We start from the raw sequence: 11,528 nt of genomic DNA on the forward strand, positions 1-11,528 counted from the left end.
GCGTCAGACATCCCGATACATGATGCCTGGATTCAGGATCCGGTGCGGATCAAATGACGACTTCAATCGGGAATGGAGTTCGGCGACTGCACCTGACAATCGGCTGAATCTCTCGCCCTGGTAGTGGGACTCGGCGCAGTATACTGTCGCGTGACCTCTCATCTGTCTTGCGAGTTCGAACATCTCGTCTGCGGTCATGTCGGTATAGACCCATCGCAAGGCTCCGCCCCAGTCAATCAGGCAATCCTCACCCAAATTCATAGCCGGCGCGGTTGCTGGAACCGATACTCGCCAAAGCATCTGATTTCGACTGAAGAACCTCAGCCTTTGCTCTTTGAGCTGCAACCAATATTCCTGCCCTTGCGCATCGTCCTGCCCACCGATCTCAGCGGTTGCCGAAGCAATTCCATTTTCGGTGCCCGAAAGTCGAACCCGCATCAACCCCGAGGAATAGCTCAAGGCGGAAATTGGAATCGGCAATCGCGCCAGATCAATCATCTTGTCCAGCGCACGCTGTTCGTCAAGCTCAAGTATCAGCGTCGTCTCGAGTTCGTGACGGGGCAGCACCCTGAGCGAGACTTCGGTCAGGACACCGAGACTTCCCATCGCGCCGACCATCAGTCTTGAGACATCGTAACCGGCAACATTCTTGATCACTTGACCGCCGAACGACATCAGTTCTCCTTTGCCTGTAATACACTTGACGCCCAGTACAAAATCCCGGGCGGAGCCGGAAAACGGTCGACGCGGCCCGGACAGCCCGCAGGCAACTGTTCCGCCCAGTGTCGCTTTATCTCCAAACCACGGCGGTTCGAATCCAAGTATCTGGCCCGACGCGGCCAGGGTGTCAGTGATTTGCCGAAGTGTTGTTCCGGCTCTGGCAGTCAGTACCAGTTCAGAAGGTTCATAGGACATGATTCCGGTGTGGCGACTGACATCCAGCAGGGATCCGACGATGGGATGCCCGAGGAAAGACTTGCTCTTAGAACCGCAAATTCGGAGAGGTTCGGAATTCCGATATGAGGTGCGGACCTGCTCAACCAGAGGGTTGATATCGTCATTGTCCGGCAATTCAGAATCGCTCCAGATTGTCAAATGGCAGATTTCCGTGATGGACATGCATGGCACCGAACTCGGCACATCGCGCCAGCGTCGGTACCGCCTTTCCGGGGTTGAGGAGGTTTTCAGGGTCCCAGGCTGCCTTGACCGCGTGGAACTGTTCAAGGACCGGATCTTCGAACTGCAAGCACATCGGGCGCAGTTTCTCGACCCCGACGCCGTGCTCACCGGTTATCGTACCGCCGACCTTGACACACAGTTCGAGAATTCGGTTACCGAGCTCCTCGGTCTTTTCCAACTCACCTTCCTGGCTGGCATCGTATAGGATCAGAGGATGCAGATTGCCATCACCGGCGTGAAACACATTGGCGACACGCAAACCGAATTGTTCGGACAGCTCGCTGATTGCGGTGAGGACGGTGCCCAACTCGCGTCGGGGAATCGTACCGTCAATACAGTAGTAGTCCGGTGAGATTCGGCCGACTGCCGGAAAAGCCGCCTTGCGGCCTGACCAGAATCGCTGTCGCGTCTCCTCGTCGGCGGCGACTTGCGTGTCGGTCGCTCCATGTTCGGCCATAATCCGCTCAACCTTGGAGATCTGGGCGTCAACCTCTTCTTGCGTACCGTCCAGCTCGCACAGCAAGATGGCGGCTGCGTCGACCGGATACCCGGCATGGACAAAATCCTCAACGGCGGTGATTGCATAACTGTCCATCATTTCAAGTCCGGCCGGCAGGATGCCGCCGCCAATGATTGCTGCGACTGCGTTACCCGCCTGATCCACCTCATCGAACGCGGCCATGACAACCTGAGCGACCGGCGGAATCGGAAGCAGCTTCACCACAACCTCAACAACGACTCCCAGCATGCCCTCAGAACCGGTCATCAAGGCGAGCAGATCGTACCCGGGGGAATCAAGCGCCTCACTGCCGACCTCGATCAATTCGCCATTGACAGTGACAACCTTCAACTGCAGGATATTGTGTACGGTCAACCCATATTTGAGACAGTGAACACCGCCTGAATTTTCCGCAACGTTGCCGCCGATGGAGCAGGCAATCTGTGACGAGGGATCAGGCGCATAGTACAGTCCCAAATGCCGGACTGCTTCTGAAATCGCCAGATTGCGGACTCCGGGCTGAACCCGGGCGGTGCGGGCGGCTTCATTGACTTCAAGAATCTGGTCCATGCGCGTCAGACTCAACAGGACACCATCTGAAATCGGCAATGCCCCACCCGAAAGTCCGGTCCCTGCTCCACGGGTGACTACCGGGGTTGAATGCAAGGCGCATTGATTCATGACCTGCTGCACCTCGTCAACAGTGGACGGAAGTACCACCATGAGAGGCAGTTCGCGGTAAGCTGTCAGGCCATCGCATTCAAACGGCCGCAAGGCTTCCTCGTCGGTGATGACAGCGTCGGTACCGACGATTGCGCGAAGTATTCCAGCAAGCTCGGGGTTTCGTGATTTTTCGTAAGCCTGTAAGTTCACTTTCCGCTCAAAACCGCACGATGCCTATGGATCGGTATTATAGACGCAACCTGCATTATCATATTCCAAACTGGATTTCGAGAACGTTTCGATGCAAAGACGATATTCCCTGTCAGACCACCTGATCGGTCATGCGGACAACATGCTTCGTACCCTGTTCGCGCCGCCGAGCGCTGCCCGCCCCTCCCCTGCGACGGACGTTGAAAATCAAGGTCTTGAGACCTGGGAGCAGGATGAAGCCCGACGTCTGATGCGGGTGAATCATACCGGTGAGGTATGTGCGCAGGCACTGTATCAAGGGCAGTCACTGACGGCCCGAAATCCGGCACTGCGCGAAACATTTCGCAAAGCGGCCGAAGAGGAGAACGATCATCTCGCGTGGTGCGAGGACCGAATCAGGTCGCTGGACGGTCGAACCAGCCGTCTCAATCCGCTGTTCTATGTTGGATCATACGCAATCGGTGCGATGGCCGGCGTGCTGGGAGACCGGGCCAGCGCCGCGTTCCTGGCAGAAACCGAATACCAGGTTGCAGACCATCTCAACCGGCATCTTCAGAAACTGCCGGCTGCTGATCGAAAAAGTCACAGCGTCATCAGGCAGATGACCGAGGATGAGCTTGAACACGCAAAGACTGCCGAACAAGTCGGTGACCTGCAACTGTCAGAACCCGCGAAAGGGATGATGCGACTGATGTCACGGGTGATGACCGGTACCAGTTACTTGGTCTGACCCAACTGGAAAATTCAACCGGCGGGCAACACGATAACTTCCGATTCTTGGCGGCGGTTGGAGGAATAAAGAAATATCCGGTTGAACCGCGTAATGCATGCAGTTTACATCAAGCATCTCGGATATCGCCGCGTTGGCCGATTCCATAGTCCAGATAATACAGCCAGGAAACTCGATTTTTTCAAGACCCGGCTCTTGGCGCAGACATCAGCAGAATCACTCATCTTGGCCATACTGTTCCAACATCTGACCACTCTCAGATTGGACTATGGCCAACCGGTACACGTTGGGGATATTCAATTGACAATTGTTGACGAATCGACTGATGGATATTCCGACCTCCGTGCATAATCTGCCGATTCTCCGCCCACTAAACAATTTTCCTGAAGTTGGATTTCATCCACTTGGGATATACCTGTCAGAACATTTGTGTACCACGCCCAACGATCCCGAATCGTCCATCCAAATCAAATACTATAGGAATCGAATCCATCGCTCAAAACTTTCCTGGCTTGTATGGCTGGCCGCAAACACCTCGGCAGCATTGCGACTTTTGATCTCCAAATTACCAGATGTGCCTGCGCAACCGTCGTCTTCGAACGCAGCGATTGACTTGTTTAACTCCAAGCCGAATCCAAATGCGTTGATTGAGCCAAGGTTAAAAAGTGCTGTCAGGCGCTCGAGAGATGGAATTTTGTCGTCATTGACGTCTAACGGGACGGACTTTCTGAAATTCCTAAACGGCAAGTCAGCTTGCGCTTTTTCACAAGCCGGCCCATTCATCATATTGACATAAGCAACTCATCGAATCCCAACAAAATCCTTTAATCACTCGGCAGGCATATCGTGCATTGCACCATCCGCTCCCAGAAAACTCGCACCTGATTCACTGTAGAATCGATCTTGGCCGCTGGACTCCAGATGCGCCAGCATCCTGGGAACCGGCCGGCGTTCAGAGCGCAATCTATCCGCTACATCTTTCGGTCCAAGTTCATCCAGCAGCTCGAATGGACCCTTCTTCCAATTGAATCCCCAGCGCATCGCCCGATCAATATTCACGATATCATCGGAAATCTCCGTAACCAGATCAGCGGCATAACACAGCGTCTTGGACATAAGGCTCCAGACGAAATTCCCTTCGTCGGACATTTCAAAAGCCAAAGTGCGAGCATCCTGATCGCACGAGGAGCCTATCGCATCAACCCAACTGCCTGAAGCAGGTTGGAACATCTGTTTGGTGCGACTGCCGTCCTCATTTTTGAGCATTCGATAAAATCCGCCACCGGTCTTTCGCCCGAGCTGTCCGGAATCCAGCATGGCTTGCTCGACAGCAGGCAACATCAGATAGGATCTGCCTGCGTCCTCAGACGACAAGTTTCTGTCGAGATTGTCGGCGACCAGATCCATCACATCCAATCCCACAAGATCAATCAATCCATAAAGGCCGGTGGATGGGGTCTTAAAACCAGCACTCATCAGGGCATCAATCCTTTCAATCGAAATTCCCTTATTCTGAGCATCGCCGCCCTTGTGAAGACCTGCCAGCATCCAGAAACAACCGATCCGGTTGCCGATAAAGTTCACGGTATCCTTTGCGTAGACGACGCCCTTGCCCAGTCGGTCCCTGGCGAAGGTTGCCAGGCTGGTGATGACTTCGGGGTCTGTCTCCTCACCGGGCACGACTTCCAGCAGTCTCATGACTTTGACAGGATTGAAAAAATGTGTGACAGCAACATCCTTTCTGAATTGCTCGGGCATGCCGTCGCTTATCGATCGAAGTGGAATGCCGGACGTGTTGGTGGTGACGATCGAACCCGGTTTTCGTACCGCTTCCAATTTGGAGAACATACCGCGCTTCGTCTCAAGGTCCTCCACGATCGCCTCGCATATCCAATCGGCATTTGATGCAAGATCAAGGGAGTTTTCAAAACTACCGACCGTGATCAGGTCGGCACTACCGGGATCGTCCAGCATAGGCGCACGGCCGGCCAGCATATTGTCCTTGCCGCGCTGTGCCAGCTCATCGGACACGTCCAACAGCACAGTTTCACAACCCGCCTGTGCACAAGCGGCAGCGATTCCGGCACCCATTGTACCCGCGCCCAACACCGCTACTGTCTGAATACTACGTTTACTCACTATTCACCTCAAAAAATCTAGAAATTGTTGTAACTCATGCAAATCAATGAGCCGCCGGAACAGCTCTTCTGATCGGATCCTCATTGATCGGAAGGTGCAGTACCGCGGCCATGATACCGAGTGCTGCGCAAACCCACCAGACGACCTCGTAGGACTGGGTGGTGTCAAAGAGCAACCCGCCCATCCAGACACCGAGAAAACTTCCAAGCTGATGGCTCAGAAAAACAAAACCGAACAAGGTGCCCAGATATCGGGGACCGAAAATCTGACCTACAATGCCTGAAGTCAGCGGAATCGTCGCAAGCCAGAGAATTCCCATGGCACTGGCAAAAATCAAGGCACTGGCGACCGAAGGCGGCATCAGCACGAAAATTGCGATTGCAACCGCCCGACCAAAATAGATGATACTCAGGATGTTTTTCTTCAGGTACCTGTTTCCCATATATCCGGCGAGCAACGTTCCCACAAGATTGAACAGGCCGACGAGCGAAAGCGCCCACGCACCCACACTGCTCGACAGGCCGATATCCGTCAGATAGGCCGGCAGATGGACGCCAATGAATGTCACCTGAAATCCGCAGACAAAGAAACCGGCAGTCAGATAAACATATCCCGAGTGCTTGGCCGCTTCAGACAGTGCTTCTGTCAGGCTCTGCTCCGGACCCGATACCGTCTGCTTTCCTTTCAGCATCAACGCAAATGGAATGACAATTGCCATCAGGCATGCCAATACAAGAATGGTACTCGACCACCCGAGTTGAAGAACGAGCGAGTTTGCGACCGGCACCAGCACGAATTGTCCGAGGGAGCCGGCTGCAGACCCGATTCCCAGTGCCATTGAACGTTTGTGTTCCGGTACGGCCCTGGCAATGACCGCAAGAATGACTGCAAAACTCGTTCCAGAAAGCCCCAGTCCAATCAGGATGCCATTTGCAATATAGAAGCCAAGCGGCGATGAGGCGACCATCATCAGCAAAAGACCGATGATGTAGCAAATGCCGCCAAGCAATATGACCCGCCCTGAGCCATACCGATCCGCTATGGCTCCGAACAGCGGTTGCGAAAAGCCCCAGAAGATGTTCTGGATTGCGGCGGCAAACGCAAAAATGCTTCGTCCCCATTCATACTGTTCGGTAATCGGTACCAGAAACACTCCCATGGTGGAGCGTGTACCGAACCCGAGAAAAATCACCAGGCAGCCGCAGGTGACAATGATGATCGGATGAAACCAGTTGAATCCGGGTCGAAGCGACTCAGTCGACATTTGCAGGTTGTCCTTAGCTGAATTGTTGTTAATCTGAGGTCGCGACTGTCTGTCGCGTTGTCTCACGCATGTGACAGAATGTCGCCAATCTGGAAGATATGCGGATTATATTCAACGATACAAAGCCCGTCAGAATATGTGGTGGGTGTTGCGCAGCTGGCGTCCCCGATGATTGCGACCGAAGACCTTCAGTCAGTTCGCCGGCATCCATTCATTCCAGAAACGCCAATACGGGCCAGGAAACACCGACGGCATGCGTCGAATCCATATCAGCAGGCGCAGTCATCATCGGCTTACCCTGCCACATTGGACGGATGAGTTGGTCTGAAAGCAGAAGGTCGAAACAGTATAAATTCCGTTATAACAGGCAGTTATAATTGAATTAATGCGTCGCTGAAAAGTTCGCTTTTGGCTTGGTTCCGAGACTTTCGCCGATGCCCGATTGCTGAGCAAAAGCCTGTATGCCGACACGCCTGGCAAGGACACGCCAACCTGATAACTGGCGGCAGTGTCTCAGGTCGGGTAAGGCACAGGCGGTTTCGGCGGATGATTGCAAGCAGGCAAAAACCGATCACAGGCAGCGAATCGGGGATGTCAGAGGCGATTGCCAGGCCGAGGTTCTGCATGCGAAGTCAGGTCTCAATCGCAACGTACTGAAAATCGGTTGGTACGCCGTGCTGTCTAGAAAATAACACTGCTTGATCTTGTCATGTTCGATTACAGAATTCCCAAGTTTTCCAATGTCATCCACGCCGTGGACCTGCATGCCTGTGGCGAGCCCGGCCGGGTCATTGTCGGAGGTCTCCCGGATGTGCCCGGCAAGACGATGTACGAGAAGATGTGCCACCTTGAACGGAATGGTGACGACTTGCGCAAGCGGATGCTGCGTGAACCTCGAGGCTATCCTGCGGCCAACTGCAACATCGTATTTCCGTCACAGAACCCGCAAGCGGACGCAGGATTCGTAATTCTGGAACAGGTCGAGTATCCGTTGATGTCGGGCTCGAACATAATCTGTGTAGCCACCGCACTCATCGAGACAGGTATGGTTGAGGTCACGGAACCTGAGACCATACTGACATTGGAGGCACCTGCCGGATTGGTCGAGGTCACTGCTGAGGTGGTCGATGGAAAGGCCAAAGGCATCACTTTCGAAAATGTACCGGCATTTGCCGTTCATCTGGACCAGACCATTGATGTACCGGAACTTGGCAAGGTCACGGTTGACGTCGCCTGGGGCGGTATGTTCTATGTCATAGCGGACGCTGAACGGCTGCAGATCGCGTTGCTTCCAGACCGGGCCGGTGAAATTACCCGTGCCGGAGAGATGATCAAGGCCGCAGCACGGGAACAGTTGCCGTGTGTACACCCGGAAAACCCTGATGTGTCCGGAGTCACAATCTGTGTGATGACAGGCACTCCCACAGCAGTCGATGCGACTGCGAAAAATGCTGTGGTTGTCTCATCCGGTCAACTCGATTGGCAACGGCCGACAACATGGACTGGCATTGTGGACCGCTCGCCATGCGGGACCGGAACCTGTGCCCGCATGGCCGCACTGTATGCAAAAGGTGAGCTGGGGTTAAACCAGGATTATCACCATGAGGGAATTCTGGGAACAATCTTCACCGGTCGACTGATTCGCGAAACTCGAATTGGCGACCTGACTGCAGTGGTTCCGACCATCCGCGGGCAGGCCTGGATCACTTCAATCGCTGAATACGTAGTGGACCCCGACGACCCATTCCCGAACGGGTTTACCGTTGGCGATATATGGGGCGGCGCTATCGATGAGCCGCAGGCTCACTGATTCTGGAGCGGATGACAGGCTAACGCCGGTTGTGCCGGCTTGGATGCTGACTGTCCTGTTGGCCTGAAACCCTGAATTCGGTCGATCCTTTCCGGTCAGGAACAACAGTCTGCAGTCGCTTTCAGATCGGGTTCGTACGTTTTGCTGTGTGTGCCTTCAGCGCAGCATTGTTCCTGTCCTGCATCAATCTTGCGTGAATATACGTTCGCATCCCCCATGGAATGATACGCTTCCCAAGCTATTCCAGCAGGGTCTTTCAACCATGACTTTGCGGAATGGGAATAACAGCAGACAACTTCGCCTTCGTCAAACAAAGTCACATTCGCCTGTTTCAGATTCTTGCGCAAATCGTCCAGCTCGACTTCTTCGTCGACCTGGATGCCGAGGTGATCCACACCCGATCGGTCCACCCGCGTTGAGATGGCGAAATTCACTCTTGGGTCATCAAGAAGCCACTTGGCATAGTCATGGTGAACCTTGGTTGGCTTCTCACCGAACAGTTGGCTGTAGAAGCTGATGCTTCGTTCTAGATCGTCAACGCCAATATGAATATGAAACCGCTTCATTTTTGCCTATTCTCCTGAATGTCGGGTTAGTGGGAAATCTGCATGACTGACCGAACATCAGTCAATTCGACGTCGCATTATATTGTCAGATGTGATTTAATCGAACATGCTGACAAATGCCATAAGTGTGGTCAGAATCAAAAATCACAACCGTGGGCAACCAAAAATAGTACACCTTCGATCATCTCACAGTGTTCAGCGATGTCGGTCGGTATCCGTACAGCAATACCACCACACTTACTGATGTACTGTATTAAATTTATAAATTGCATCCACCGATCATGGCGCCAAAATTTTTCTAACGCGATTTTTGGGGGGATTTACATTTTCATATGAGATTTTTTTGGAATATGCTTACTTACTTGGTTGACTGGAGGGTGGCGATGGTTCCAGTAAATAAACAATGTAAGCGCGAATTCTGGTTGGCAGATCAGTTGAATTTAACGAATATTTCGTGATCCTTCAACCTTTTTGCGGTTTGAGTGCCGTACCTTGAGCATGAACACACCCAAGAGATTCCGAAACTGGAGTAACGAGGTGAGTTATGGTTAAAGGTGCTAACGATCTTGTTGAAACGCAGCTCAATGATTTGATTAAAAACATTGAACGCGCCACATCTGGTGACTATTTGTCATATTCTGGTCCAATTGCGTTTGGGGCTGACGATGCAATTCGAGAGGCTGTGGAAACGCTTAGGAATCGCTCGAAAAGACGCGGTAGAAAGCTATTGATCATTCTGGAAACTCAAGGAGGATTCGCAGAAGTAGCAAGGCGTATCTCTGACACGATAAGAAATCACTATAAAGTAGTGGATTTTTTGATTCCAAGCCATGCAATGTCCGCTGGAACAATTTTGGCTATGTCTGGTGACGCAATCCACATGGACTACTATTCTGTGCTTGGCCCCATTGATCCACAGGTGGAGAGCCAAGATGGGAACAAACTAATCCCCGCGATGGGTTACTTGATCAAATATGAAGAGCTTTTAAGAAAGGCAAACGCTGGAAATGCAGGAGCAGCTGAACTTTCTATTCTTTTGAATTTTGATCAAGGAGAATTGTATTCCTACGAACAGGCCCGCGATCTCTCCCTGTCGCTATTAGAAGAATGGCTGGTTAAGTATAAGTTCAAGACTTGGAAAATTACAGCCAAAAAGGGAAAAAAGGTCACTCTGTCAATGAAAAAGGAGCGCGCACGTGAAATCGCTACAAAACTAAATGATGCTAGACGATGGAATTCCCATGGAATCGGCATTAACATGGAGCGTCTTAGAAAGGATTTGAATTTAAAGATTGACGATTTTGGAGAATTTGACGAACTTAACGATTCCATAAAGTCATACCACAAGTTATTGAACGACTATATGCACAAAAGATCACATAGAGCTATTGTGCACACTCGTAAGACTTATGAACAGTTACTGTAAAGAGAATGAAATGAATAAACTATCAATTGACGAGCTCCTCCAAAAGAACCCAGACGTAAAAGAGATTTTCGAGGAAAATGCAAGAAAACTTGTAGATTCCCAGGTAACAATTCGCAAGGGGACAAAATATGGGTTGGCTCTTCCTTATGAGGGGAGACAGCCGCTACAAGAAGACCAAACTGACAAAAATCCACCTAATGCTGCGTCATACCAGCGTTATTAGATTGAATGTATTCTTGATCCATCGTGGAACCTAAAACCTAAGCCAACCGAAATCGTTTTTGGACTGTAGGTAGCAGCAAAAAATAGGAATACAGGTTCAAAAACTGCTTGCACGACCATACCATCGCTAAAACTCCAAATTGATCGCTCTTTCGATCAACAGACGGCGACTCTTCAGACAACTGCCTTGACCCGCTAATCCGAGAAAAAGTGTGAGCGTTTGCGAATGCTATACCGAGTGCCGTCACAATAAATTTCAGAACACAATCTCCCAAAATTTCTTGACCTGCGTTTCGGAAAAGTAAAACAGTCGCGACTAACCTATGCGAAATCCAACTCACAACACGGTGCGGAATGCTCCTCCCATAGTCGGACGAAATCTTTGTTTATTTGTCACAAACTACAGTTAACTCCGGAATATAGGCTTTCAAAGCCTTGATATAAGTTGATTGTCGTTCGGGAGCGGCGGGGTTCTCAGGCGTCGATTTCACCCGAGCTGTACAGAAAACAACTGAAACAACGTTGGGATGGGGTTGGAGGATATTCTCACAGAGCAGTTTCGGGTCCAACCACTTATACCTCGTATACCTGATCGCCCCGTAGTACAAATTGAATCCATCAATATCGATTGCAGTGCGCATGTTCCAATCTGCAAAAGCAAAGGGTCTAAAGAATTGCTTCTCGAGACCCTGCGGCTCGCCGGCAACACGACGAGGGTTGTAGCACAGATTATAGTAATCACTGAATTATTCTCGCAAGTTTTCTTGCAACCCTGAAATCTCTTTAGACAAGTCAAAAACAAGAAAAGCCCTGCCGGTAT

General features: G+C 51.5%; 10 protein-coding genes. 4 read left to right on the plus strand and 6 right to left on the minus strand.

Going from position 1 to position 11,528, the window contains the following annotated elements:
* Positions 1–3 precede the first annotated feature (3 nt).
* Complete coding sequence (gene glcE / locus OXI60_07685; GenBank protein MDE0309692.1) at positions 4–1,095, minus strand: glycolate oxidase subunit GlcE; 1,092 nt, start codon at positions 1,093–1,095, stop codon at positions 4–6.
* Positions 1,073–2,551 carry an FAD-binding protein gene (locus OXI60_07690; GenBank protein ID MDE0309693.1) on the minus strand — a complete coding sequence of 493 codons (1,479 nt, stop codon included), beginning with the start codon at positions 2,549–2,551 and terminating at the stop codon, positions 1,073–1,075. The genes glcE and OXI60_07690 overlap by 23 nt, the downstream gene beginning before the upstream one ends.
* 91 nt (positions 2,552–2,642) lie before the next feature.
* On the opposite strand from OXI60_07690, the gene coq7 reads away from it, so the two are divergent.
* Positions 2,643–3,281, plus strand: coding sequence for a 2-polyprenyl-3-methyl-6-methoxy-1,4-benzoquinone monooxygenase (gene coq7 / locus OXI60_07695; GenBank protein MDE0309694.1), 639 nt, complete (start codon positions 2,643–2,645; stop codon positions 3,279–3,281).
* A gap of 474 nt (positions 3,282–3,755) precedes the next feature.
* Here the strand turns inward: coq7 and OXI60_07700 are convergent, their stop codons facing one another.
* The 3 genes from OXI60_07700 to OXI60_07710 form a co-directional block, all read right to left on the minus strand.
* A complete protein-coding gene (locus OXI60_07700; protein MDE0309695.1) occupies positions 3,756–4,028 on the minus strand; it encodes a hypothetical protein in 273 nt (90 codons plus the stop codon).
* An 81-nt stretch (positions 4,029–4,109) separates the two neighbouring features.
* Positions 4,110–5,420 carry a 3-hydroxyacyl-CoA dehydrogenase NAD-binding domain-containing protein gene (locus OXI60_07705; protein MDE0309696.1) on the minus strand — a complete coding sequence of 437 codons (1,311 nt, stop codon included), beginning with the start codon at positions 5,418–5,420 and terminating at the stop codon, positions 4,110–4,112.
* Between the two features lie 43 nt (positions 5,421–5,463).
* The gene (locus OXI60_07710) at positions 5,464–6,684 is read right to left on the minus strand and encodes an MFS transporter (GenBank protein MDE0309697.1); all 1,221 of its coding nucleotides are present in this window, start codon (positions 6,682–6,684) and stop codon (positions 5,464–5,466) included.
* A 461-nt stretch (positions 6,685–7,145) separates the two neighbouring features.
* On the opposite strand from OXI60_07710, the gene OXI60_07715 reads away from it, so the two are divergent.
* Positions 7,146–7,376, plus strand: coding sequence for a hypothetical protein (locus OXI60_07715; protein MDE0309698.1), 231 nt, complete (start codon positions 7,146–7,148; stop codon positions 7,374–7,376).
* 17 nt (positions 7,377–7,393) lie between these two features.
* Complete coding sequence (locus OXI60_07720) at positions 7,394–8,494, plus strand: proline racemase family protein (GenBank protein MDE0309699.1); 1,101 nt, start codon at positions 7,394–7,396, stop codon at positions 8,492–8,494.
* A gap of 95 nt (positions 8,495–8,589) precedes the next feature.
* On the opposite strand, the gene OXI60_07725 is transcribed toward OXI60_07720, so the two are convergent.
* Positions 8,590–9,060, minus strand: a complete 471-nt coding sequence (locus OXI60_07725; GenBank protein ID MDE0309700.1) for a VOC family protein — start codon at positions 9,058–9,060, stop codon at positions 8,590–8,592.
* 544 nt (positions 9,061–9,604) lie between these two features.
* Between OXI60_07725 and OXI60_07730 the strand changes: the two genes are divergently transcribed.
* A complete protein-coding gene (locus tag OXI60_07730; GenBank protein MDE0309701.1) occupies positions 9,605–10,486 on the plus strand; it encodes a hypothetical protein in 882 nt (293 codons plus the stop codon).
* Positions 10,487–11,528 lie beyond the last annotated feature (1,042 nt).

The sequence above is a fragment of the Acidiferrobacterales bacterium genome, from assembly GCA_028820695.1.
Classification (GTDB): Bacteria; Pseudomonadota; Gammaproteobacteria; order Arenicellales; family JAJDZL01; genus JAJDZL01.

Coding starts and splice junctions, on each gene's coding strand:
- OXI60_07710 (MDE0309697.1), bottom strand. CDS start 6,684: ATGTCGACTGAGTCGCTTCGACCCGGATTCAACTGGTTTCATCCGATC.
- OXI60_07720 (MDE0309699.1), top strand. CDS start 7,394: ATGTTCGATTACAGAATTCCCAAGTTTTCCAATGTCATCCACGCCGTG.
- OXI60_07715 (MDE0309698.1), top strand. CDS start 7,146: ATGCCGACACGCCTGGCAAGGACACGCCAACCTGATAACTGGCGGCAG.
- OXI60_07730 (MDE0309701.1), top strand. CDS start 9,605: ATGGTTAAAGGTGCTAACGATCTTGTTGAAACGCAGCTCAATGATTTG.
- OXI60_07725 (MDE0309700.1), bottom strand. CDS start 9,060: ATGAAGCGGTTTCATATTCATATTGGCGTTGACGATCTAGAACGAAGC.
- coq7 (MDE0309694.1), top strand. CDS start 2,643: ATGCAAAGACGATATTCCCTGTCAGACCACCTGATCGGTCATGCGGAC.